This window comes from Vibrio kanaloae (assembly GCF_024347535.1).
In the GTDB taxonomy this organism is placed as follows: Bacteria; Pseudomonadota; Gammaproteobacteria; order Enterobacterales; family Vibrionaceae; genus Vibrio; species Vibrio kanaloae.
Genome location: NZ_AP025497.1, coordinates 2,964,014 through 2,989,311 on the forward strand (window position 1 = coordinate 2,964,014; position 25,298 = coordinate 2,989,311).

23 protein-coding genes and 1 riboswitch are annotated in these 25,298 nt (G+C 46.7%); of the genes, 13 read left to right on the plus strand and 10 right to left on the minus strand.

What is annotated here, in order from left to right:
* Positions 1-50 precede the first annotated feature (50 nt).
* From cspE to OCV24_RS13365, 3 genes are all read right to left on the minus strand, one after another.
* Complete coding sequence (gene cspE, locus OCV24_RS13355; protein WP_017055634.1) at positions 51-263, minus strand: transcription antiterminator/RNA stability regulator CspE; 213 nt, start codon at positions 261-263, stop codon at positions 51-53.
* Positions 264-575: 312 nt separating this feature from the next.
* On the minus strand, positions 576-1,001 hold the full coding sequence (locus OCV24_RS13360) for a phosphate-starvation-inducible protein PsiE (RefSeq protein WP_046223433.1): 426 nt from the start codon (positions 999-1,001) through the stop codon (positions 576-578).
* Between the two features lie 155 nt (positions 1,002-1,156).
* Positions 1,157-2,527 (minus strand): NCS2 family permease, encoded by a 1,371-nt coding sequence (locus OCV24_RS13365; protein WP_017055632.1) that lies wholly within the window; start codon positions 2,525-2,527, stop codon positions 1,157-1,159.
* Positions 2,528-2,585: 58 nt separating this feature from the next.
* Positions 2,586-2,685: riboswitch (purine riboswitch) on the minus strand.
* Positions 2,686-3,009: 324 nt separating this feature from the next.
* Between OCV24_RS13365 and gmk the strand changes: the two genes are divergently transcribed.
* The 4 genes from gmk to recG all read left to right on the plus strand — a co-directional run bounded on the left by gmk (position 3,010) and on the right by recG (position 8,538).
* Positions 3,010-3,633 carry a guanylate kinase gene (gmk, locus tag OCV24_RS13370; RefSeq protein WP_017055631.1) on the plus strand — a complete coding sequence of 208 codons (624 nt, stop codon included), beginning with the start codon at positions 3,010-3,012 and terminating at the stop codon, positions 3,631-3,633.
* A 116-nt stretch (positions 3,634-3,749) separates the two neighbouring features.
* Positions 3,750-4,022: a DNA-directed RNA polymerase subunit omega gene (gene rpoZ / locus OCV24_RS13375; RefSeq protein WP_017055630.1), complete on the plus strand. Its 273-nt coding sequence runs from the start codon at positions 3,750-3,752 to the stop codon at positions 4,020-4,022.
* Between the two features lie 67 nt (positions 4,023-4,089).
* Complete coding sequence (spoT, locus tag OCV24_RS13380) at positions 4,090-6,216, plus strand: bifunctional GTP diphosphokinase/guanosine-3',5'-bis pyrophosphate 3'-pyrophosphohydrolase (protein ID WP_017055629.1); 2,127 nt, start codon at positions 4,090-4,092, stop codon at positions 6,214-6,216.
* A gap of 243 nt (positions 6,217-6,459) precedes the next feature.
* Positions 6,460-8,538: an ATP-dependent DNA helicase RecG gene (gene recG, locus OCV24_RS13385; RefSeq protein WP_150879078.1), complete on the plus strand. Its 2,079-nt coding sequence runs from the start codon at positions 6,460-6,462 to the stop codon at positions 8,536-8,538.
* 76 nt (positions 8,539-8,614) lie between these two features.
* On the opposite strand, the gene envZ is transcribed toward recG, so the two are convergent.
* Together envZ and ompR are read right to left on the minus strand one after the other, a co-directional pair.
* Complete coding sequence (gene envZ / locus OCV24_RS13390) at positions 8,615-9,916, minus strand: two-component system sensor histidine kinase EnvZ (protein ID WP_150879080.1); 1,302 nt, start codon at positions 9,914-9,916, stop codon at positions 8,615-8,617.
* A 328-nt stretch (positions 9,917-10,244) separates the two neighbouring features.
* Positions 10,245-10,964: an osmolarity response regulator transcription factor OmpR gene (gene ompR, locus OCV24_RS13395; protein WP_150879082.1), complete on the minus strand. Its 720-nt coding sequence runs from the start codon at positions 10,962-10,964 to the stop codon at positions 10,245-10,247.
* Positions 10,965-11,134: 170 nt separating this feature from the next.
* Here ompR and greB point away from each other — a divergent pair, with 170 nt between their 5' ends.
* Positions 11,135-11,605, plus strand: coding sequence for a transcription elongation factor GreB (gene greB / locus OCV24_RS13400; protein WP_017055625.1), 471 nt, complete (start codon positions 11,135-11,137; stop codon positions 11,603-11,605).
* 33 nt (positions 11,606-11,638) lie between these two features.
* On the opposite strand, the gene OCV24_RS13405 is transcribed toward greB, so the two are convergent.
* Positions 11,639-12,421, minus strand: a complete 783-nt coding sequence (locus tag OCV24_RS13405; protein ID WP_150879084.1) for an AraC family transcriptional regulator — start codon at positions 12,419-12,421, stop codon at positions 11,639-11,641.
* 168 nt (positions 12,422-12,589) lie between these two features.
* Between OCV24_RS13405 and OCV24_RS13410 the strand changes: the two genes are divergently transcribed.
* The 4 genes from OCV24_RS13410 to OCV24_RS13425 all read left to right on the plus strand — a co-directional run bounded on the left by OCV24_RS13410 (position 12,590) and on the right by OCV24_RS13425 (position 19,007).
* Positions 12,590-13,549 (plus strand): ornithine cyclodeaminase family protein, encoded by a 960-nt coding sequence (locus OCV24_RS13410; protein ID WP_017055623.1) that lies wholly within the window; start codon positions 12,590-12,592, stop codon positions 13,547-13,549.
* 128 nt (positions 13,550-13,677) lie between these two features.
* On the plus strand, positions 13,678-15,159 hold the full coding sequence (gene nhaC, locus OCV24_RS13415) for a Na+/H+ antiporter NhaC (protein WP_150879086.1): 1,482 nt from the start codon (positions 13,678-13,680) through the stop codon (positions 15,157-15,159).
* A 43-nt stretch (positions 15,160-15,202) separates the two neighbouring features.
* A complete protein-coding gene (locus OCV24_RS13420) occupies positions 15,203-16,498 on the plus strand; it encodes an NAD(P)/FAD-dependent oxidoreductase (RefSeq protein WP_150879088.1) in 1,296 nt (431 codons plus the stop codon).
* Positions 16,499-16,676: 178 nt separating this feature from the next.
* Complete coding sequence (locus tag OCV24_RS13425; RefSeq protein WP_150879090.1) at positions 16,677-19,007, plus strand: Tex family protein; 2,331 nt, start codon at positions 16,677-16,679, stop codon at positions 19,005-19,007.
* A 208-nt stretch (positions 19,008-19,215) separates the two neighbouring features.
* On the opposite strand, the gene OCV24_RS13430 is transcribed toward OCV24_RS13425, so the two are convergent.
* Both OCV24_RS13430 and bioH read right to left on the minus strand, forming a co-directional pair.
* Entirely contained in the window at positions 19,216-19,689 is a 474-nt protein-coding gene (locus tag OCV24_RS13430; RefSeq protein WP_017055619.1) for a hypothetical protein, read from the minus strand.
* A gap of 193 nt (positions 19,690-19,882) precedes the next feature.
* Positions 19,883-20,659, minus strand: coding sequence for a pimeloyl-ACP methyl ester esterase BioH (gene bioH / locus OCV24_RS13435; RefSeq protein ID WP_017055618.1), 777 nt, complete (start codon positions 20,657-20,659; stop codon positions 19,883-19,885).
* A gap of 93 nt (positions 20,660-20,752) precedes the next feature.
* On the opposite strand from bioH, the gene OCV24_RS20780 reads away from it, so the two are divergent.
* The 4 genes from OCV24_RS20780 to cysQ all read left to right on the plus strand — a co-directional run bounded on the left by OCV24_RS20780 (position 20,753) and on the right by cysQ (position 23,890).
* Positions 20,753-21,466 (plus strand): ComF family protein, encoded by a 714-nt coding sequence (locus tag OCV24_RS20780; RefSeq protein WP_167514280.1) that lies wholly within the window; start codon positions 20,753-20,755, stop codon positions 21,464-21,466.
* 109 nt (positions 21,467-21,575) lie between these two features.
* Positions 21,576-22,160 carry a Fe-S biogenesis protein NfuA gene (nfuA, locus tag OCV24_RS13445; RefSeq protein WP_029626881.1) on the plus strand — a complete coding sequence of 195 codons (585 nt, stop codon included), beginning with the start codon at positions 21,576-21,578 and terminating at the stop codon, positions 22,158-22,160.
* A gap of 293 nt (positions 22,161-22,453) precedes the next feature.
* The gene (gene nudE, locus OCV24_RS13450) at positions 22,454-23,005 is read left to right on the plus strand and encodes an ADP compounds hydrolase NudE (RefSeq protein ID WP_150879092.1); all 552 of its coding nucleotides are present in this window, start codon (positions 22,454-22,456) and stop codon (positions 23,003-23,005) included.
* 57 nt (positions 23,006-23,062) lie between these two features.
* A complete protein-coding gene (cysQ, locus tag OCV24_RS13455) occupies positions 23,063-23,890 on the plus strand; it encodes a 3'(2'),5'-bisphosphate nucleotidase CysQ (protein ID WP_017055615.1) in 828 nt (275 codons plus the stop codon).
* Between the two features lie 119 nt (positions 23,891-24,009).
* Here cysQ and OCV24_RS13460 read toward each other — a convergent pair whose 3' ends face one another.
* Complete coding sequence (locus OCV24_RS13460; RefSeq protein ID WP_136979602.1) at positions 24,010-24,789, minus strand: type II secretion system protein N; 780 nt, start codon at positions 24,787-24,789, stop codon at positions 24,010-24,012.
* A gap of 1 nt (position 24,790) precedes the next feature.
* Positions 24,791-25,279: a type II secretion system protein M gene (locus OCV24_RS13465; protein WP_017055613.1), complete on the minus strand. Its 489-nt coding sequence runs from the start codon at positions 25,277-25,279 to the stop codon at positions 24,791-24,793.
* Between the last annotated feature and the right edge of the window lie 19 nt (positions 25,280-25,298).

A 25,298-nucleotide genomic window follows, 5' to 3' on the forward strand; every position in this document is an offset into this window, starting at 1 on the left:
AAAGCAGGAAAGTGACGCAGGTTGTATACAACCTGCGTCGACTTAAAATCTTATACAGCTACAACGTTTGCAGCTTGAAGACCTTTTTGGCCTTGCTCTACTTCGAAAGACACTTGTTGGCCTTCTTTAAGAGTCTTGAAACCTTCAGAAGCGATAGCACGGAAGTGAACGAATACGTCAGCGCCGCCGTTGTCTTGAGTTAGGAAACCGAAACCTTTCTCTTCGTTAAACCATTTTACTACGCCGTTTGTTTTGTTAGACATGTTGTGTCCCTTATATAAAAATAAAAAATTAATCGCCAAAAGTGCGATGCGCTGAAAGCTTGAATTATTTAATGTATCTATGAAGCTAAGGGAAACACTGAGGATAACAACGAAGCAATACTGAGGGTTTTTCTTTACAACTGGATGTTTCATTTAATAACTCTGAAAACAGAGCGAGGTGATTATTAGTTATCTGAGCTGAGTTGTAAAGCGTTATTTCAATAAAATTTATTTTTCGTTCAATTTACATCTATTGAGCCCCAGCGAACTGGGGTTCTTGTGCTACGCGCTGAGTCGAAAGAAAACCAACTCCTACTCATCAGGTTGCTTAGTTCGAAGGTCTACATAGGGCCAATAGTGATGTCCGACTCGAATCAGTAATGTGGCAGCTGCCAGGGTAAAGGCCGCTAAAGACAACCAAACGATCAATACTGCATCGAGCTCCTTCATACCTAAGGTGATGTAACGAGCAATCGCCATCATCGCAATGTAGATTGGGTATCGGACTGGGATCTTACCGTTCATCACAAACTGCTGAACCATCGCCAACACTTCCAAGTAAATAAACATCAGAAGAATATCGGTCAGTTGCACTCGCCGCTCAGAAAAAACGTGCATGAACTCTTCAACCATCGCAAACAAGGTCGCCAGTGTGATCGCCACCAGCAAGACCGCTTCCATAATGTGGAACACTTTTAAAAACGGTTTACTAAAAGATTTAGGTAAATGAGAAGACATAGTCACTCTTCAAAAAATAATTAATCCAACCTCTACATTAGCATGCACTCTAGAGAAGCGACGAATACAAAAATGGCCCCACATTCACTGCAGAGCCATCTATTGGTTTTTTACTTAACGACTGTTACTTAACAAACGTTACTTCGCTATTAAGCTTATAGCAGGATTAGGTAAGTTAAGAACACCACACACAGTCCGTAGATAAGCGGGTGTACTTCTTTACGCTTACCCGCGACAACCATAGTGAATGCGTAGCTGATGAAGCCCATCGCCATACCGTTCGCAGGTGAGAAGCTTAGCACTGTGAACATGATGGTGAAGAAGGCTGCAATGCGTGACTCTTTCTTTTCCCAATTAATCTGGCCAAGACGGCCCACCATATAAATACCGACCACGACCATCGCTGGCGCAACCATTGCTGCCGAGAAGATAGAGAAGATTGGGTATAGGAAGAGCGAGATTAAGAACAGGCCAGCCACCATCACTGCCGCTAACCCCGTTTTTGCACCTTGAGAAGAAGCAATGCCAGACTCAGAGAAAGCGGTAATTGATGTCGTACCAAGAATCGAACCAATCACCGTACCGCCGGCATCAGCAACCAACGCTGACTTCGCGTTTGGCACCTTGCCATCTTTATCGATAATACCCGCATCACGGCCAACGCCCACAATTGTGCTCAAGCCATCAAAGAAATCGACAATCAGGAAGATAAGGACAATGAACAAGAGATCGAACATTTTCTCAGGCGTGAAAGCAGAGAAATCAAAAATAGCACCGAAGCTGCCGGCCATGCTTGGCGGCATAGCAACAAACTGATCTGGAATGGGTGCGTTTGAAGTGCCCATGAAGAAGTCAGCAAGAATGGTCAATACGATAGCAGAAACGAACGAGATGAACGTCGCTAGCTTGATGTCACGAACCATACATCCTAGTGCGATGAAGATGCTCACGTAAGCGATGACCACTTTTGGATCGGAAATGTCGCCTAAGCCAACCAGTACGAACGGGTTAGAAACGATGATGCCTGCATTCTTAAGGCCTAAGAATGCAATGAATAAGCCGAGAGACACAGTAATCGCCAGCTTCAAGTCTTCAGGAATCGACTCAATCATCGACTTACGAATATTGGTTAACGAGAACGCGAGGTACAAGATACCTGACAGGAAAATGCCGAACAGCGCCTCATTCCAAAGCACTGCAACTGAACCACTTAATAGCAAACCTTTGAAGAAGCCGTTCATGCTCATACCCGGTGCAAGCATGACTGGGTAGTTGCCCCAAATGCCCATGATGAGCGTTGCGATAGCCGCAGCCAATGCCGTTGCAGTAAATACCGCCCCTTTGTCCATACCTGGGATCCCCCCCAAAATGGCCGGGTTAACCGCAAGAATGTAGCTCATCGCCAAGAAAGTAATAAAACCCGCGTACAGTTCAGTGCCAATCGTGGTTTTTCTTTCAGTGATTTTAAACATCGAATCAAGCGAACCAGAGGTGTTCTGGGCTTTCAGGGTGGAATCGGTACTCACAACAAAACCTTTGCAATAAATTAAGAATTTGGTGATTCAAATGCTGTGAGAATAGAGAGGTCTCTACACTAAAAACTGTAGTCACCAAGATAGGCTCGGTAGTAGAAACATCTAGTCCATATCACTAGACATATACAGCATTTAATCGTTTGCGCGGATTGTAAGGATTGAGATTAAAACATCAACATTTTTTGCCTAGATCACATAAAAAAATGAGCGTCGAGGGTCATTACATTTATACCAAACTCAGTCAAAGGATCATTCACTAATAAATAACGATCAAGCCAGTTGTTCTCAATCATCTAAATATGCTACTCTTCGCCTCCATTTTTCTGACCTAATTTTTACCAGTTGCCTCTATTGATTTCACTCGCTATTCCTTTATAGATGCAATCATCGGTACAACAATTAAGGTCAGTGCTATCTTTTATAGTGTCGGTTTATCGCCTGCACTTAATCCAACCAACAGTGGAAATATACAGATGGGCAAAGGTACTCTTTACATCGTATCTGCACCTAGTGGCGCAGGTAAGTCGAGCTTGATCTCAGCAATGCTAGAAACCAATCCAACCTACGCAATGAAGGTATCTGTTTCACACACCACTCGCGGTATGCGCCCTGGTGAAGAGAATGGTGTTCACTACCACTTTGTAGAAAAACATCACTTCGAAGACCTTATCGGTAAAGGTGAGTTCCTAGAGTACGCTGAAGTGTTCGGCAACTACTACGGTACTTCACGCGTTTGGATTGAAGAAAACCTAGACCGCGGTATCGATGTATTTCTAGATATCGACTGGCAAGGTGCTCGTCAGATCCGTAAACAAATGCCTCAAGCAAAGAGTGTTTTCATTCTTCCACCATCAAATGGTGAACTTGAGCGTCGTTTGAATGTTCGCGGTCAAGACAGCAACGACGTTATTGCGAAACGCATGAGCGAAGCAAAATCAGAAATTTCTCACTATGCAGAATACGATTATGTGATCGTGAATGATGACTTTGATGCAGCCCTAATGGACTTCAGAGCTATCATTCGTGCGGAACGTTTAAAACAAGATAAGCAAGCAGCAAAATACAGCGGCATGCTTACAGCACTACTGGCGGAATAATCTAGAACTAGATTTTCCACTGAGATAAGTATACGGTAAGCTAGTAAGTATCTAGTTAAACTTGTATACTTTCTCGTCATTAAAAATTTATTAGTTAATTACTATTTGGAGTCCTCATGGCACGCGTAACTGTTCAAGACGCTGTTGAAAAAGTTGGCAACCGTTTCGACCTAGTTCTTATTGCGGCTCGCCGCGCACGTCAAATGCAAACTGGCGGCAAAGATTCACTAGTGCCTGAAGAAAACGATAAGCCAACGGTTATCGCCCTTCGCGAAATCGAAGAAAGCCTTATCACTAAAGACGTACTAGATGCTCGTGAGCGTCAAGAGCAACAAGAGCAAGAAGCGGCTGAACTTGCAGCAGTAAGCAGCATCGCTCACACTCGTTAGCTCGCAGTCGTTAGCTCACAGCCGCTAAAAGCGTCATTCGAACTAATTAACCTTCCGGGCCTTTAATTTGTATCTATTCGATAGCCTCAAAGACGTTGCCCAAGAATACCTAACAGAGCCTCAAGTTGAGGCTCTGCGTCAATCTTATGTGGTAGCGAGAAACGCCCATGAAGGGCAAACCCGTTCAACGGGTGAACCATACATTATCCACCCTGTAGCGGTTTCAAGAATTCTGGCAGAAATGCGTCTGGATATCGAAACTCTGCAAGCCGCCCTACTCCATGATGTAATTGAAGATACTGAAGTTACAAAAGAGGAGCTAGAAGCTCAATTCGGCAATACCGTTGCTGAATTGGTTGATGGTGTATCTAAGCTGGATAAGCTTAAATTTCGTGATCGCAAAGAAGCGCAAGCAGAGAACTTTCGCAAAATGGTTCTCGCTATGGTGCAAGACATCCGCGTTATCTTGATCAAATTAGCTGACCGCACGCACAACATGCGCACGCTTGGGGCTCTTCGTCCTGACAAAAAGCGTCGTATTGCCCGTGAAACCCTAGAGATCTATTCTCCGCTAGCTCATCGTCTTGGTATTCATAACATCAAGACTGAACTGGAAGAGTTGGGCTTCGAAGCCCTCTACCCTAACCGTTATCGTGTACTTAAAAACGTAGTGAAAGCTGCACGTGGTAACCGTAAGGAAATGATCCAACGTATCCATAACGAAATTGAAGGCCGTCTTGAAGAAGTCGGTTTACCAGCGCGTGTACTTGGTCGCGAAAAAAATCTGTTCTCTATCTACAACAAGATGAAAACCAAAGAACAGCGCTTCCACACCATTATGGACATTTACGCTTTTCGCGTCGTAGTTGATACCCCAGATACTTGTTATCGCGCACTTGGTCAGGCTCACAGCCTATACAAACCACGCCCTGGCCGCATGAAAGATTACATTGCGGTACCAAAAGCCAACGGCTACCAATCTCTGCATACATCAATGATCGGCCCTCATGGGGTGCCCGTTGAGGTTCAAATCCGTACTGAAGATATGGATCAAATGGCAGACAAAGGTGTCGCTGCACACTGGTCTTACAAAGGCAATGGTTCGCGCAGCAGCAACGGGACAACCGCACAGGTTAAAGCACAACGTTGGATGCAGAGCTTACTTGAGCTTCAACAAAGCGCAGGTAACTCATTCGAATTTATTGAAAACGTTAAATCTGATCTGTTCCCAGATGAGATCTTCGTGTTCACGCCGAAAGGTCGCATTGTCGAACTTCCTGCAGGCGCAACCGCGGTCGATTTTGCTTACGCGGTCCATACCGATGTCGGCAACATGTGCGTGGGGGCTCGTGTAGACATGAACCCTTATCCACTCAGCAAGTCGCTGAAGAATGGTCAAACGATTGAGATCATCAGTGCTCCGGGCGCTCGCCCAAATGCAGCATGGCTCAACTACGTAGTGACCTCACGCGCTCGTACTAAGATCCGTCAGGTTCTAAAAACGATGCGCCGCGAAGAGTCGATTACGCTAGGTCGTCGTTTACTTAATCACGCACTTGGCGAGCGTTCTATTGCCGATATCGGCCAAGAGAATATTGACCATGTATTGTCTGATCTTCGTCTAACCAACATTGAAGACTTACTGACATCAATTGGTCTCGGTGAGTTGATGAGTATCGTGATTGCTCGCCGTCTACTCGGTGATGCTGACGAACTGACTGAAATGGAAAACAACAGCAACAAACCTAGGAAGAAATTACCTATCCGTGGGGCTGAAGGTCTATTGCTGACATTCGCTAAATGTTGTCACCCGATTCCAGATGATCACATCATCGCCCATGTCTCTCCAGGCCGTGGTCTTGTGGTCCATCGTGAAACGTGTCCAAACGTTCGTGGTTACCAGAAAGAACCAGATAAATACATGGCGGTTGAATGGTCTGATGATTATGATCAAGAGTTCATCGCTGAACTTAAGGTTGATCTACAGAACCACCAAGGTGCGCTGGCTGAGTTAACGAATGTTGTCTCAAAAACAGGATCTAACATTCACGCGATTTCAACTGAAGAACGTGATGGACGCTTGTACACTGTGACAATCTTGCTGACCACTAAAGATCGTGTTCACCTGGCAAGTATTATGAAGAAGCTACGTGTGATGCCACACGCGCTGAAGGTAAGACGTCGTAAGAACTGATCAAAATAAAGATGAGGGATTCGAGATGGCGAGATGCGAAGAGCATAAAACTTCGTGACTCACCATCTTGGCTCCACATCTGTTTTAATCCCTTCGCATCTCGTTTACCCGCATCCCGTATCTGCTCTTATTCCCTCGAATCTCGTTTACTCGCATCGCGTATCTGCTTCTAAGCTTTATCCTGTACAAAAATCCAGTAAAATGCTTGAATAGATCATCTCTCTTACGTATATGAGCCTTGTTATGTCACAGCTTTTATCTGCTATCCCTCTCAACTCTTTATCTGGAGTCGGCGCTAAAGTCGCAGAGAAACTGGAAAAGGTTGGGCTTAACAACGTACAAGATCTGCTGTTTCACCTCCCTTTACGCTATGAAGATAGAACACGTATCTATCCCATCGTAAAACTGCACGCAGGCCTTTGGGCGGCAGTACAAGGCAAGGTGATGCACGTTGATACTATTTTCGGTAAACGTAAGATGCTGACGGTAAAGATCAGCGATGGCAACGGTACGATTACTCTGCGCTTTTTTAACTTCACTGCCGGCATGAAAAATAACTTTGCCGAAGGAAAACAAGTGCATGCTTATGGTGAGATCAAGCGCGGCAATATGGGACTGGAGATAGTCCACCCGGATTACAAATTCTTTGCCCCAAGGCAGCAACCTGACGTTGAAGCTAACTTAACTCCGGTATACCCAACCACCGAAGGGCTAAGACAAGTCACACTGCGCAATCTGACTGACCAAGCGTTAGAGCTGATCGACAAGGCCGCGGTGAATGAACTTTTGCCTTCCGGTTTATACGATCACCAAATTACCCTCGCCCAAGCACTGCACACCATTCACAGACCACCTCCAGGGATTGACCTAGAGCAGTTTGATGAAGGTAAGCACCCTGCTCAGCTGCGCCTAATTATGGAAGAGCTACTGGCTCAAAACCTATCGATGCTATCGGTTCGCAGTAAAGGACAGCAAGACAAAGCGATGCCCTTTCCTCCAGTACATACACTCAAAGACAAGCTATTAGCTCAGCTACCGTTTTCGCCAACCAATGCTCAAGCACGAGTCACCAAAGAGATCGAAGCTGACCTTGAAAAACCGCACCCTATGATGCGCTTAGTACAGGGTGATGTTGGCTCAGGTAAAACCTTGGTTGCTGCACTGGCAGCGGTTCGAGCATTAGAGCATGGCCAACAAGTGGCGCTGATGGCACCCACCGAACTCTTGGCAGAACAGCACGCGATCAACTTCGCCAACTGGTTTGAAGCGATGGGCATTCAAGTCGGCTGGCTGGCTGGCAAACTCAAAGGCAAAGCCCGTGAAACCGAGCTAGCGCGCATTGCCAGTGGCGAAGCGCAAATGGTGGTTGGTACTCATGCGCTATTCCAAGAGCATGTCGAGTTCAAAAACCTTGGCTTGGTGATCATTGATGAGCAACACCGATTTGGTGTCCACCAGCGATTAGAACTGCGTGAGAAAGGCGCAAAACAAGGTTATTACCCACATCAATTGGTGATGACCGCCACCCCGATTCCAAGAACGTTAGCCATGACAGCGTATGCCGATCTCGAAACTTCGATTATTGATGAATTGCCGCCGGGTCGAACACCGATTCAAACCGTGGCGATTCCTGACACCAAACGGGATGATATTGTCGAACGCGTACGTTATGCGTGTCTCAATGAGGGCAAGCAGGCCTATTGGGTGTGTACGCTCATTGATGAATCGGAAGTCCTAGAAGCGCAAGCCGCGGCTGATACTGCAGAAGAGCTGCAACGCAAACTGCCAGACGTAAAAATTGGTTTGGTGCATGGACGGATGAAGCCAGCCGAGAAGCAAGCAGTGATGCAGGAGTTCAAAGAGAACAAACTGCACCTATTGGTTGCGACAACCGTGATTGAAGTGGGTGTAGATGTGCCAAATTCGAGCTTAATGATCATCGAGAACCCAGAGCGTCTTGGCCTAGCACAACTCCACCAGCTTCGTGGCCGTGTCGGCCGAGGTTCGGTCGCGAGCCACTGTGTATTGCTGTACCACTCACCACTGTCTAAAACTGCTCAGAAGCGCTTAGGTGTGCTTCGTGAAAGTAACGATGGTTTTGTGATTGCGCAGCGTGACTTAGAGATTCGAGGCCCCGGTGAACTGCTTGGTACCAAACAGACGGGCTTAGCCGACTTCAAGATTGCTGACTTGGTACGAGACCAGCGACTGATTCCTGAAGTGCAGCGTATTGCGCGTCATATTCACGATAGCTACCCGGAGAATGCCAAGGCGATCATCAACCGTTGGTTGGGCGAGCGTGATGTGTATTCTAAGGCTTAATGAACAAAGCAACTTTAATCCAAAACGTCAAAAGGCTTCCCTCAAGGAAGCCTTTTTCGTACTAGTCCGTTCAACTCTAAGGTTTTACAGGGAAACTGATCTGCGCTTTCAAACCACCTTCACTACGATTGTTAACCACCACTGCGCCTTGGTGCTGGCTGACAATACGTTTGACAATAGCCAAGCCTAAGCCTGTACCTTCACTACCACGCGCCGTATCACCGCGCGTGAACGGTTCAAACAGCTTACCGACTTGGTTTTGCGGAATACCCGGACCATTATCCTCCACCGTTACCCAAGCAAGCTTATTGTCGGCTGTCATTCCCGTTGATACTTTGACCCAACCATTACCATAACGCAGCGCGTTGACCACCAAGTTGCTCACCGCACGCTTCATTTCAATCGGGTTCCCTAAGGCGGGTTTCATTGATTCTGAAATATCAGTTTCAATCTGTACCTCGTACCCACCCTCAGAGCTAGAAACTTCTCGAGCAATATCATCGACAAACACCGCTTGGAATGAATCTCGATCAACAGGCTTTAGGTAATCCATAAACTGGCTGATGATCTCATTACACTCTTCGGTATCACTGATGATCCCTTCCGCTAAATAGCCATCTTCTGGCGACATCATCTCAGTCGCTAATCGGATTCGCGTTAATGGAGTACGTAAGTCATGGCTGATACCTGCCATCAGCAGCGCTCGATCTTCTTCCAACTCTTGAATACCTTTCGACATTTGATTAAAGGCTCGAGTGACGGAACGAATCTCTTGTGCACCTTGAACTGGCAATGGTGGGGGAATCTCACCTCGCCCGACACCTTGAGCCGCTTTCTCCAAGGTAATTAATGGTCGGTTTTGTAATCGAATAAACAACCAACCACCCGCGACAATCAACATCGCCATGATCAAGCTATTACGAAAAAGAGGGGCAAAGTCTTCCTCTTGCAACTCTGATAGCGGAATACGAATCAAAGAATTAGGTAGCTGCGCAATGTCCATCCACAACACGTAACTCTCTTTGCCTAACATCAGCCGCACTTCCGTCTCAGAGCCGAGTTCTTTGGTCATCTCCTCGCTCATCAGATCAATCGCCACCGCATGGTAATACTCATCCGCCGCTCCGCTGTCCTTGGCATGAACGGTGACTCCTAGCTGTTCAAGCACACGCTGACGTAGCGGTGCATCAATCTCGATATCCATGTCACTGTCTTGATCCAACACTAGGTTTAACTCATGAGCCAAGATCTTATTAAACTGCTGCAAACTCGGCATCAAAGCATAGTTAAATACGGCGTAGTAAGAAAAAACTTGGCTGGCAACCAGCAAAGTTAACAAGAGCACTATCGACTGAGTAAAGGAGCTACGTATACGCATAGAAGGCCTAAAGTTAGAGGTGATAAAGGGATATAGTGGGAACTATAGCTGTAATACCAATCACAGTAAGTAAATGATCATAAATAGCGCCGGAAAAAGGCTTGAGAACAAGGCAGCAATTTTTGATAAGTAGTTATTCTACAATCAAAATTTCTAACGAAGTTATCGAGCGTTTTAACAAGCTAGGGTGAGCAGTTATTTACTACGATTGGTATCTCTCATTGTGCTGAATAGAAAACGGGCCACCACATATCAATGAGGTGGCCCGTAAATAATAAACTCTGAATCACAGAACCGGTAAAGCCGCTTTTGATCTTATAACGCGAGATTACACCGCTTTACCTTCTGGAACGAAGACATAACCTAGGCCCCACACGGTTTGGATATAACGGGGTTTACTTGGGTCTTCTTCAACAAGGCGGCGCAAACGTGAAATCTGAACATCAATAGAACGTTCCATCGCTGCATATTCACGGCCACGTGCCATGTTCATTAGCTTATCGCGAGACATTGGCTCACGAGCGTTGGTCACAAGTGACTTCAACACAGCAAATTCACCGGAAGTCAGTGGCATTGGCTCATCACCACGGAACATTTCACGCGTACCTAAGTTCAGGCGGAACTCACCAAATTCAACCACAGACTCTTCCGTGCTTGGTGCGCCCGGCGCTTCAATCACTTGGCGGCGCATTACCGCTTTAATGCGAGCCAAAAGCTCACGCGGGTTAAATGGTTTCGGCAGGTAGTCATCGGCCCCCACTTCCAAACCCACAATACGGTCGACCTCATCACCCTTTGCTGTCAGCATTAAAATAGGTAGTGAGTTATTTGCGTTGCGTAGACGACGACAGATCGAGAGGCCATCTTCGCCCGGCATCATTAAATCCAATACCATCAAGTGAAAATTTTCACGGGTTAACAGGCGGTCCATCTGCTCACTGTTTGCCACGCTACGCACTTGAAAGCCCTGCTCATACAGATAGCGTTCCAACAATGCACGTAAGCGAGCATCGTCATCGACCACTAAAATTTTGTAGTTTTCTTGCATGTAATGGTTCCACCTATTAAAGCTCAAACCGTAGGTTAAGCATTTTTGGTAAATTGTATAAGACATTAAAAATGTAACATTATTGAGGAAAAAGTCGCCTAAATAATTGTTAACGTATGTTGCCTTTCTATATATTCTATCTTAGAACATCATTTCATTAAGTCCGATATATGAAAACCAAACTTATCACCCGAGAAGGTTATAACAAGCTCAAAGCAGAACATGACCATTTATGGCACGAAAAACGTCCAGAAATCACAAAAATAGTCACTTGGGCTGCAAGCCTTGGAGATCGCTCGGAAAACGCAGATTACACGTTCAATAAGCGTTTGCTTCGTCAGATTGATCGTCGAGTGCGTTTCTTACGCAAATTCCTACCTGATGTCACTATCGTGGATTACTCTCCGCAGCAAGAAGGTAAGGTATTTTTCGGTGCTTGGGTCGAAATTGAGAATGAAGATGGGGACATTAAGAAGTTTCGTATTGTCGGTCCCGAAGAGATCTACGGCGATGCTAAAGGTTATATCTCTATCGACTCGCCAATGGCGAGAGCTCTGCTCAAGAAAGAAGTGGATGATGAGTTTACGGTAACCACACCGGAAGGCGACAAAGAGTGGTTCATTAACTCGATTCACTATTAATAAACCGAATAAGCGTGACCTATCGATTTGTTATTAGCGTGGCTTTCGGCGTGTGTCGCTAGGCGAATGTTGAAAGCTGCGTTTGTAGGCACGAGAAAAACTCGATAGCTGAGAAAAGCCAACCTCGGCCGCGAGTTCAGTCATTGGCATGTTGCTGCTGCGAAGTAAAAGCTGTGCTTTTTGCATGCGTCGCTGAATGACATATTTTTGCGGTGTCACCCCAAACTGTTTTTGGCATAAACAGTAAAAGTGGCTCTCACTCAAATGCATTGCATGAGCAAGCTGAGCATTCGTTAACGCAGTCGCAATGTGTTGGTCGATGTAAGCATTTAAGTGACTCGTTTCTAAACGGCGGTGAGGTGAAGGCGTAGTAGATGATGCCGACATTTGGCCTAATTGCGTTAAAAACAACGACACTAACTGGCAGTTTATCTGTGGTGACATCGTATCTTGCCGAACTTTCTGAGCGGCAAAGTCCAATAATATCTGGCTTTCGGCCCCTAAATCTAAAAAATAAGGCTGCTGAAATATCGATTCCTGTAATGATAAATTACACGCTTGCTCTAGAGCTTGGATGTAAGGGTCGGCAGGCGCTAAGTCAATGACCAATAATTCGCTGTCTTCACTTAGGCCATTATAAAAATGCGGTGCATTATTGGGGATGACCGCCACCGTACCGTGACCTATTTGCCCACTTTCACGTTCAAACTCACACGCCATGGTACCTCGCCAACCTAGCAGAACTTGAGCATAGCTGTGTAGGTGCTGACCCTGGCGTCTAGCAATAACATTTCGTCTGATCTGAGTTTGATTCACCGTGTCTTTCCTACGTTTATCTGCGTGCTTAGTTTTCCCACTGTAGTACTTCCTTCCCCAAAATCTTTCACTTTCGGAGTCTGAGTTAAATACCACAGAGTCTCAGGCAAATGTTCATCTCTTTTAACAGATAACATAACAATATATTAACAGGGAAGGAAGAATGACATGCAACTTAACCAACAACAGGTTCACAACGCACTACCGTGGCTACCTTTAGTCGACGCGCTAAAGGATATTTTCACACGCGATGTAACGGCACCGATTCGTCATCACCACACCATGAATGTACCGCAAGATCCTAGCGCGACTTTGCTATTAATGCCGGCATGGATTGAAGGTGAGTATTTGGGAGTGAAACAGGTCAATGTATTTCCGGGCAACTCTGCTCGTAATCAACCAGGGCTCAGCAGCCATTATCTACTTAGCTGTGGTAAAACTGGAAAAATGTTAGCTCAGATTGATGGGAACGAACTAACGGCACGCAGAACCGCGGCCGCTTCAGCATTAGCTTCTCATTATCTATCACGTGAAACGGCGAGCAAAATGCTGATGGTTGGAGCTGGAAGAGTGGCACGACGCTTAGTCCCAGCCCATATGAGTGTACGTCCAATCAAGACCGTTCATGTGTGGGATATTAACCAGTCCGCTGCTGAGCAATTAGCAACAGAGTTACGCGATGAGGGAGTGGACGCTGTTGCCTGCCCAAATGATCAACTGGAAGCGGTAGCAAGAGACGCAGATCTGATTAGTTGTGCAACGCTTTCAACGGCCCCAATCATTAAAGGTGAGTGGCTTAAACCCGGTGCGCATTTAGACTTAGTAGGAAGCTTTACCCCTACGATGCGTGAAACCAACAATGAAGCGCTAAAACGAGCCAATGTTTTTGTGGATGTGAAAGCAGCAGCACTGGTTGAGACGGGTGAGTTAATCATGCCTATCCGTGATGGCGCGATTACCGAAGAGAGTATCTTAGCCGATTTCTCAACCTTGTGTAGTGGTCAACATGCAGGGCGTGCAGGCCTTGACGATCCTGAAGCCGCAATCACTCTTTTCAAATCGGTCGGTGATTCTCGTGAAGATCTGGCTGGCGCGATTCTGGCTTACCAGTCAGTACAGAGCGTTTAAATAGTAATAAGGCCGACGTGTACTTGGCCTTTTATTTTGCTGTCGGCCTGTTTATCCACTAGCAGGATTTCCATACGCGGCGCACCTTGCTTGGTGTGATTCTCGTGACTTTATTTGGAAAAATACCTATGACTAAAAAGAATTCAGATTATACGGCGCCACCACCACTAGGCTTGGCGATCGTACCGATTATTCTCACCATTGCGCTGTTAGCGACACAAATTTTTTATTATGACGACTTCACCCCACATATTGCGCTGGCCATTGGCTTCGCCATTACCGCGCTGGTTGGTTGGTATCAAGGGCTTCGGTGGCAGGACATAGAGTCCGGTGCATTTCGTGTTTTACACGTGGCGATGCCTTCAATTGCAACCCTTATTGTTGTGGGTATGCTAGTCAGCACTTGGATTGCCAGTGGTACGGTACCGACGCTGATCTATTACGGTTTAGTGTTAATCGAACCTGAATGGTTTCTTGCTGCCACAATGTTATTGTGCTCTGTCGTTTCCCTTTCTATTGGTTCGAGTTGGACCACTGTCGGTACGGTGGGTCTTGCCTTAGTGGGTATTGGTTTTGCTTTTGGTATCCCAGCCTACTGGACGGCGGGAGCCGTTGTATCTGGTGCTTTTTTTGGCGATAAAATCTCACCGTTGTCTGATACGACCAACCTTGCTGCCGCTGTGACTGAAACGAATGTGTTCGCTCATATTCGCAACATGATGCCGACCACCATTCCAGCCATGCTAATCGCTTTAACGCTGTACTCCATTCTTGGTGGTGTGGTGATGAGCGATACGACATCAGGCGCTCAGCAGCTACAAGAAATCACCGCTATTCAATCGGGTTTGGAGAGTCATTTCTCTCTTGGTTTTCTTCCTTTGCTGCCACTTTTGGTGGTGATGGTGCTCGCTTTTTACAAAATAGCGCCGATCCCTGCCCTGTTTACAGGTTTTGTTTTCGGTGCCGGTGTAGCAGTGCATAATTATGATTACAACCTGAATGACATTCTGACATTTGCCCACAGTGGATACAAAATAGAGACAGGATCTGCAGCGCTGAATAATTTGCTGAATCGTGGTGGCGTCACATCCATGACCTGGGTGATTACCTTAATGATGTTTGCGCTGGCATTTGGTGGCGCGCTGGAGCGTACCGGATGTTTGGAGTCTGTCGTCAATGCAATAATGAAGTCCACCCGAGGTTTCAGAGGGTTACAAACCAATGCCATCCTCACTTCGGTAGCGACCAACGCCGTATCGGGTGATGTGTACCTCTCTATCGCGTTACCTGGCCGTATGTTTGGACCGCAATACGACAAACTCGGTTATAGCAGACTAAATCTATCCAGAGCGATTGAAGAAGGAGGCACATTAGTCTCGCCCTTGATCCCTTGGAATGCGGGTGGCGCATTTGTGATGGGAACATTAGGGCTGGTTGTCACTCCAGGTGATTACAGTGCATTGCTATACGCACCATTAGCATTTGCTTGTTGGTTGTCACCCACTATCGGCATTATTTACGCTCAAACAGGGTGGTTCTCAAAGCGCACCGAGAAAGACGAAGCTACCAATAATGAGGTGGTTTCAGCCACCAGTGGCAGCCCCCACTGATCCATATAACACACGATTTTTTCGCTAAGCCAGTAGGTAAAACATGACACAATCCGCTATACACACACCGAATGACGTTCAGTCCACTGTTGCAGTAATTGGTGCTGGAGTCGTTGGCCTTTGTACAGCCCTAGAAGCGCAGCGCCATGGCTATCAAGTCACACTGTTTGATAAGGGACTGCCGGGTAAAGGGACTTCGTTTGGCAATGCGGGTTACTTAGCCACAGAATTGATGGATCCTTTGGCAACGAAAAAGACATTGTCTTCTGCGCCAAAAATGTGGATAGACCCAAAAGGTCCGCTGGCACTACCGTGGCAGTATCTACCCAAGGCGATCCCTTGGTTAGCACGCTTTGTGCGATCAGCCTCTTCTTCAAAAGTTGAGGCAAGCCGAAAAGCGCTCTATCAACTCAATCAAGCCGCCGTTCCCGCTTGGCAACGCTGCTTAGCCGATATTGGAGCCCAAGAACATCTCGTACCGTCAGGTTATTTATTGGTATGGGAATCAGCAAGCAAATTAGAAGAGGCAAAAGCGCATGCTGCTTACCTTGCACAGTGGGAAGTAGAAAGTGTCTTATTGCAAGGAGCACAACTGAGGGAAAAAGAACCGGGGCTGGCTGAGACGGTCAGTCATGCTCTATTTTTTCCCAATGCTTGCCGAGTTAAAGACCCTTACCTCTTATCAAAACATTTATTTGCGGTTTTTCAGGCCCGCGGGGGATGCTTTGAACAAGCTGAAGTAGACAAAATTCACCCACAAGGTAATTCCGTTAGAGTGGTCACCACGGATTTGCATGTGTATGAGCATGCGATACTTTGCACGGGAGCGTGGGGGAAACCATTACTAAAACAAGTGGGTATTTCCGTTCCACTCGAAGCTGAGCGTGGGTATCACTTGACGATAGATACAACGGATTTGGATACAACGGATTTGAAATCTAAGCCACTCAAACATCCGATTGGCTCAGCAGAGCGTAAATTTGTTATGAGCCCATTGGCGTCGGGTTTAAGGGTCGTGGGGATAACAGAAATAGGAGGCTTGCGTTTACCAGCGTTTACTCACAGGTTTCATGTGCTACGTCATCACAGCAGGCAACTGCTGCCGTTATTGAACAATTCGGCGTTGCCAGTGAGTGAATGGATGGGACACAGGCCCACGATTGCCGATTCACTGCCGGTGATAGATCGACACCCACATCATCCACAATTATTGTTTGCTTTTGGCCATCAGCACTTAGGATTGACTCAAGCCGCTATTAGCGCGGAGTTGGTGATCAGCTTGTTGCGTAAAACAGAGCCTGAGTTTGATGTTGCTCCGTATCGGGTGGATAGGTTTTAAGCCTTACCGATTGCCGCTAGCCACCCATTGAAACCCAATTTTTAACAGGCCGAGAGAGGCGGATTTTTTCCGCTTCACATATCGCTTCATGCTTACACATCATTGACATATCACCGCTTGCTTGCGCTACTTTACTCCGTAGAATAGGGCCATCAACATCAAACTAGAGATTCATCGGATGAGCCAAGCTATCTGTCGACTGATCGCTGAAGAACTGAATGTCCGTTCTGAGCAAGTCACTGCCGCAGTAAACCTAATTGACGACGGTAACACCGTTCCCTTTATTGCCCGCTACCGTAAAGAAGTGACGGGTGGCTTAGACGATACTCAACTACGTAACCTTGATAGCCGCCTTTCATACCTTCGCGAACTTGATGATCGTCGCCAAACGATTCTTAAGTCGATTCAAGACCAAGGTAAACTCACGCCAGAGTTAGAGCGTGATATCACTCAAGCCGACAGCAAGACGCGCCTAGAAGATCTGTACCTGCCATACAAACCAAAGCGCCGCACCAAAGGCCAGATCGCAATCGAAGCAGGCTTAGAGCCTCTTGCCGATACACTTTGGAATGAACCACAACACGATCCTGAAACGGAAGCTGCTAACTTCATCAGCAGCGATAAAGGTATTGCCGATACCAAAGCGGCACTCGATGGCGCACGTGCGATCATCATGGAGCGCATTGCTGAAGACGCCAACCTACTTGAGAAGATTCGCCAACACCTCACACGCAACTCGGAGCTAGTGGCGCGTGTTGTGGCAGGCAAAGAACAAGAAGGCGAGAAGTTCAAAGACTACTTCGAACACAACGAAAAGCTCAGCAAAGTGCCATCTCACCGTGCGCTTGCGATGTTACGTGGCCGCAATGAAGGCTTCCTAACGCTGGCGATGAATGCAGACCCAGAGCAAGAAGAAGGTGTTCGTGCTTCATACTGCGAGAACATCATTTCTGATCACTACGGCATTACCCTAAGCAGCGCACCTGCGGATGCATGGCGTAAGCAAGTGATCAGCTGGGCATGGCGCATCAAGGTTTCTATGCACATGGAAACTGAATTGATGGGCGCGATGAAAGAGCGTGCAGAGATCGAAGCGATTGAAGTGTTCGCAACTAACCTTAAAGACTTGCTGATGGCAGCGCCGGCTGGCCCTCGTGCAACTTTAGGCTTAGATCCGGGTTTACGTACTGGTTCGAAAATCGCGGTGGTGGATTCAACTGGTAAAGTTCTGGCGACAGAAACCATTTACCCTCACCCGCCACAAAAGCAATACGACAAATCCGCACACGTTGTTGAGCAGATGATTCGTCAATTCAATGTTGACCTAGTTGCGATTGGTAATGGTACCGCTTCACGCGAAACCGACAGTTTTGTGGCTGATGTGATTAAACGCGGCAACCTAAAAGCGCAAAAAATCATTGTTAGCGAAGCGGGTGCATCGGTGTACTCAGCGTCTGAGTTAGCAGCAAAAGAATTCCCGAACATGGATGTATCGATTCGTGGCGCGGTGTCTATTGCTCGTCGTCTACAAGATCCACTGGCAGAGCTGGTGAAGATTGACCCTAAATCGATCGGTGTGGGCCAGTACCAGCATGACGTTAGCCAAACCATGCTCGCTAAACGCCTAGATGCGATTGTCGAAGACTGTGTAAACGCCGTAGGTGTTGATGTGAATACCGCGTCTGCTGCGCTGCTGACTCGCGTTGCCGGCCTTTCTAACACCATCGCTCAGAACATCGTGGACTTCCGTGATGAGAATGGTCGTTTTGAAGCGCGCACTACATTGAAGAAAGTGGCTCGTTTAGGTCCTAAAGCCTTTGAACAGTGTGCCGGCTTCTTACGTATCATGAATGGCAAGAACCCGCTGGATGCTTCATCGGTTCACCCAGAAGCTTATCCAGTGGTGAAAACAATCGCTGAGAAAAACCACAAAGACATCAAGTCTCTGGTGGGCAATACAGATTTCCTACGAGGTTTACATGCGATTGATTACACCAACGAAAGCTTTGGTGTACCAACCGTAACCGACATCATTAAAGAGTTGGATAAACCGGGACGCGACCCTCGCCCTGAGTTCAAAACAGCAACCTTCGCTGATGGCGTAAATAGTGTTTCAGATCTAGAGCCAGGCATGATTCTAGAAGGTGTGGTTTCAAACGTGGCCAACTTTGGTGCCTTCGTTGATATTGGCGTTCACCAAGATGGCTTAGTGCATATATCTGCGCTCACCGATCGCTTTGTCTCTGACCCACGAGAAGTGGTTAAAGCCGGTGACATCGTCAAGGTGAAGGTGATGGAAGTGGATGTTCAGCGTAAGCGTATTGCGCTAAGCATGCGTATGAAAGATGAACCAGGCCAAGACAATAGAGCTCAACGTTCAAGTACACCTCGCACGCAAAACCGCCCGAATCAAAATTCACAAGGTGGACAGCGTCGTCGTGAGGAACCGCAACAAAACGCTGCGATGGGCGGTGCTTTCGCTGCTGCCTTTGCTAAAGCGAAGAAATAAGTTGCGCTAAAGCGAATAGCCAGCGACTAACAAGTCAGTTTTCATCTTCAACAAAACTGACGTGCTAAAACAGAAAACCTGCACCCCTAAGGGTATGCAGGTTTTTTATTATGTGTTCAAAAAAGACATCAAAGCTGAACTGTATTCTACGTATTTTATACTCAAAATAATTGGAGTTGCTGCGAGGCAACAAGTATGAAGAGTATAATCACAATACAACCAACACTTCCGATGGAGCATGAGGCGCAACAGCATGACCATAATGATATTTTATGACCTTACGTCGTTTCTCCATCTGTCCCTCCTGAATCGCCGCACCTAAAACATGCTTTGGCAGGCGGAAACGCATGGTATAGCCTTTGCCTTGGTCTGCACTGTATGTTCTCAATGCCAATAGGCTGAATAACCGCTCAAAAGGATCTTGAGGTTCTTCATGGCTAATCGAATTGGCCTCTGACTCGTTTTCCATGTCATAACCTGGATGGTCTGAAGGATCCCAAGCCGACTGCTGCCTTCGCTTATCGTCCGGTTTTACCTTTCGTTCTGCATTGGTTTTGGCCAATGCTACTGCGGGAGCGACGGGTACTCGAACTCTATTATCACGCGCAACTTGCTCTGTTTGCACATTAACGGATGGGGCAATTAGTGGCACACTCACTGCAGTTGCAGGTGACACAATCATCGCGAACTCTCCTCAAGAATCGCCCATCGCTATTGCTAGTTTGCCGCGAGCATCATCTTCAACAACTCAACGCTCACAAACATAGCCCCTCTAGTTCAAATCCATACCGCGAATACAACCACATTGGCCTAATTCATATGAACTACTCTAGGGGTAGTCTATATATCGACCAAGTTATTTATTAATTTAGCAGTTATTTTTGAGCGAAGCTGACCAGTTCACTACAAAAGGCATCCGCTTCTGTCATAAATGGTGCATGCGAAGACTGAGTAAAGATGTATTGCTCGGTATGAGGCAAGGCTGTGCCCAGGTCTTTGGCGACCTTGATTGGCACCAATCCATCTAATCGACCGTATAAGCGCAACATAGGCACTGAAATCTCAGGTAACTGGTCACGGAGATCCACATCCGACAACATTTTCAAACCAGCTAACAACGACTTAGGGTTAGGTAGTGGACGGGACAACACCGCTTGCTTGAGCTGTTTTACATCTTGCCTTGCAGAAGGGCTCCCCATGGCTTGCAATGCCATAAAGCGTTCGATAGTTGTTTGAAAGTCTTCAACTAACTGCTCGGTAAACGCCGTTAATACGTTGGGTTGAATACCTCGCCATAGTACAGGTTCTTTTGCAGCAGCAAATTTAGGAGAACTCGCAACCGTCACTAGTTTGCTTACGTAATCAGAGTGATGCAAGGCCATATGTGTCGCGACCAAACCACCGAGCGACCAACCAACCCAAATCGCTTGTTTCGGTGCGTCGACCATCAGTTGATGAGCAATTTCTTCAAGGTTTTGAGCATGGCAATGCGCGCTGTGTCCATACCCCGGCAGATCCACAACGTGAACTCGGAAATTAGCCTCTAAAGCATCTACGGTTTGCTGCCATACCGCCCCATTCATTCCCCAACCGTGAACCAAGACCAAATCCGTTCCTTGCCCGGATACATGCCAATACAACGCGTCACTCATTCTCAATATTCCCTACTTTTTCCATCAGCAATAACCTGCACTTTTCACTATGGTGAGTAAAAGGAACACCATAACCCAAAAGCATCACAAGCTATGTTATCCGATTGGCTACAAAAACACACACCGCATCTGGTCACATCACAATGCCACCTGTGCAAGCTAGAAAAGCTCCTCAGCGATACTCATCCTCGGTGGTGCCAAACTTGCCTCGATCTCTTTTGCCAACAGCCACGCTGCCAGCAATGTGGCTTGAAAACCTTAACTAACGTCGAGCAATGTGGTCAATGTCTATCGAACCCACCACCTTGGCATCGTCTCTATTGTGTGGGTGACTACGTCTTTCCAACAGCACGCTATATCCAACAAATGAAATACGCCGATAAGTTCTGGTTCGCTCGCGATTTATCAAAATTGTTAGCGCCACGTATTCAGCACCCAGCGCCATTGATAACCAGTGTGCCTCTACATTGGGGGCGGTATATTCATAGGGGCTTTAATCAGAGTCAGTTATTAGCCCATTACACAGCCCAGGAACTGAACGTTAAAAGTGCAGTTTTATTTCGTCGATCTCGTTCAACGGTTTCGCAGCAAGGATTAACCAAATCCGCAAGGCAGATCAATCTAAAAAACGCTTTCACGCTGCGCAATATGAATTTTTCAACGAACAATTATTCTCACATCGCGATAATTGATGATGTTGTAACCACAGGCAGTACTGTGTATCAATTATGCCAATTACTACTTGAAGTGGGCGTTAAAAGGATTGATATTTACTGCATCTGCCGGACTCCTGAGCCCTCTGGATAAAAGCTGTGGATCGCTACTTGTACAGCAATCCAACAAAAAAGGGCTGAATTACAAATCTGACAGGGGTAGAATGGCGCTAATAACCTACAAATCTACTCAGGTATTCGTCGTGTCAAATATTACTATTACAGAAACAGCTCAAACTCACTTTGCCAATCTGCTGTCACAGCAGCCTGAAGGTACAAACATTCGTGTGTTCGTGGTAAACCCAGGCACACAAAACGCTGAGTGTGGTGTTTCTTACTGCCCAACAGATGCTATCGAAGCGTCTGACACTAAACTGTCTTTCGACGCTTTCTCTGCGTACGTAGATGAGCTAAGCCTACCATTCCTAGACGAAGCTGAGATTGACTTCGTAACAGACAAAATGGGCTCTCAACTAACGCTTAAAGCGCCAAACGCGAAAATGCGTAAAGTATCAGATGATGCGTCTCTTACCGAGCGTGTTGAATACGCAATTCAAACACAAGTTAACCCGCAACTGGCTGGTCACGGTGGCCACGTTAGCTTGGTAGAAATCACTGAAGATGGTGCGGCTATCGTTGCATTCGGTGGCGGTTGTAACGGTTGTTCTATGGTTGATGTAACCCTAAAAGAAGGCATCGAGAAAGAACTTCTTCAACAATTTGAAGGTGAACTAACGGCAGTTCGTGACGCAACAGAACACGATCGTGGTGAGCACTCTTACTACTAATCACTGATTAAGCGTTAGTAACGAATAAAAAGGTTGATGCACTAGCATCAACCTTTTTTTGTTTTTTAAAGGTAGAGAACACCTGTCTGTTGCCATTCAAAATACCACTTTCCAATCAACTCACTGAGCCGTAGAAGCCCGATTCCACTTTGATTTAAACAATAGCAGTGATCGCAATCGGTTCCTGTTCAATAATTCTAGGATATGAAAACTCGCCTCTAGGAACTCAGCGTCATTTCCCCTATATTAGAATGACTTTCTAAGAAAAATCCAATGAGTTAAGGAGTGGGCGCATGACAAAAAGGACCAAGCCGGAAATATTGGCTCAGCAAACTGTCGCTCAGTCAAAACTGTTCTCTATAGAGTCGCTCGATTTACGCTTTTCAAACGGTGAAGAGCGTACGTACGAACGCATGAAGCCCAGTGGCCGCAATGCAGTAATGATGGTTCCAATTACTGAACACGGCGATATTCTGTTAGTGCGTGAATACGCAGCAGGGACCGAACGCTATGAACTTGGCTTCCCTAAAGGACTCATTGATGCTGGTGAACAACCTGCTGACGCTGCTGTTCGAGAGCTGAAAGAAGAGATCGGCTATGGTGCCAGCAGACTCACTCCACTCAAAGAGGTTATCCTCGCGCCCTCTTATTTCTCTAGCAAAATGACACTATTCATTGCAGAAGAACTATACCCAGAGAAACTCAAAGGGGATGAACCAGAGCCACTAGATGTCGTGCGATGGCCGCTCTCGCAAGCCGAAGAGCTGCTAACACACCTCGACTTCTGCGAGGCTCGATCTATTACAGCCCTATTATTAGCCCTTCGAGTCTTAAATAACAATTAGAACAAACGATCGCACTCGAAGACCAAACAAGCCCGATCGAAGAGTAAGAGAACATTTATGCCAATAACAAAAGATTTTTCTCACCTCCTTCCCTCTGTCATTGAGATTGCTCGTTCTGCTGGACAGCTCATCTTAGAGATATACGAGAAGAAAAATTACGAAGAGTTCACCAAAAGCGATGACACACCGGTCACCAGTGCCGACCTTGCAGCGCATAAACTAATCTCGAAAAAACTCAGTGAACTCACCCCTGATATTCCCGTGTTATCTGAAGAAGCTGCAGACATTAGCCTAGAGCAACGTTCTCAATGGGATCGCTACTGGTTGGTTGATCCACTAGATGGAACTCAGGAATTCATCGCAAGAAGTGGCGACTTCGCGACAATCATCGCCCTAATTGAGCATAATAAACCCGTCATGGGGGTCGTATATGCTCCTGTTTCCGGTGTGAGTTATTACGCTTACAGTGGCAAAGGGGCTTGGAAGATCCCAGACCTTAACGACAGCGTTAAAATCAAGACACATCGTCATGAACTGCCAAACCAATCCATCGCAATGGCAATCAGTCGCCGCCAAGATATCAATCGCATCACTAGCCGTATGAACTCTGCTTGGAATTATGATTTGGTTCCGCTAGGTTCAGCCGCGCTTAAAGCCTGCTTAGTCGCTGAAGGGGCGGTGGACTGTTATCTCAGACTTGGACCAACGGGCGAGTGGGATACCGCAGGGACACAATGCATTGTTGAAGAGGCTGGCGGTCGTATTTTGAGTACACAGTTAGAGCCGCTTTCTTACAATGAAAGAGAGACACTTGAGAACCCGAACTTCATCGTGCTTGGTGATGCAGACTTACCATGGCCCGAGATCTTACAAGGTAAAGACTAAATCGCGTCGTGTCATGACCATCTGATATTCAAATAAAATGGGCACCTCAGTGAGGTGCCCATTTTTTATATCTCGTTGTTTGATAACCAACGGATGCTAGTTCAGAAGTAGATACCGGGCTAAAAACGACCTTGGTAGGTAAATTGGTATTTCCCTTGGCTATCAGGGTTACCTAACCATTTAAGCTGGCTCTGCATCGTAGGCGGGAACTCAGCTCCCGGTTTAAACCATGCCGATGAGGTGTAGCTTTGATTCGGCGTTACGCTCGCAGAAAACTCGCTGTCCACTTGTGGGCTACTCTGTAGTCCCTTGGCTGAAATAGCGCTATCTTGACAGGTAATATCCGCTATCACAGGGCCTAGGTCTAACGAACCAACAGGGGAATCCACTGCCGCACTAGACCACGCTACTGTGCCTTCGCCCGATTGACACCAAGGCAGAGCATGAGCCGCGTGCTTGATCGTCAATTCAACTTGTCCACCAATCGAAACAGGCACTGGGATGGTTGGGGCATATTTCATCACGTTCATAGCAGGCATTGAAGCCACTAAGTTTTCCGCATATGCACCACTCATGCTATACCCAATATGCCCTTTACCTGACAAGTTCATGTCGCTGTTACGGCCAAAACGAACGGCTAGCTCCGCTTTAGCTTGGAATAATTTAGAGAACTGGAAATCCCACTGAACTGCTCCGTAATTGACTCGCTGCCACACAATATTGTTGGCGCGACCCTGCCAAACTGTACCTTCAACACCTTCGATGCTCAGACCGCGTACAGCAGGTGCATGCTTAAGAGCAAAAGATGCCGGTAAGTGCAGCAACAAACTGACAGAGAAAAAGACAATAAAGGTGCCACTGAATAGCAGGCCATATTTAAGAGATAAACCGCGTTTCACATTAACCTCGTTTAAACTGTAGTCGGTTGACGTCAATAACCCCAGGGTTATCAGAGCGATCAATATCCATAAACTCAACCTCAACACCCTGTTTTTCTTTCAGGTATGTCAGCCAGTCAACGAACTTATTAAAAGGCACTGGTTTTACCCACACTTGCAGCATCTCGCCACGCGGTTGCACTCGAATCAACTCAATCTTAAAACGACGCATAGAAGCGGGCACAGATTGGTTCAAAGGCTGACTAGCACTAATGCCTGCACTGCCTCGTAACTCAACAACTTCATTGGCTTTATTGGTTACCCAAGCTAAGAGTTGTTTCTCACTTTGAATACGACTTTGCGCCAATTCAGCTCGCTGACTAAGTGGCTGTATTAATCCCCAATAAACGACACCCACCACCAATAAAATTGAACAACCAATGACCAGCCGTTGCTCTCTTTGACTTATTGAGGTCCACCACGCTTGGAGTGGTTCAATCATATTTCTCATCACTGATCTCCTTGCGCGG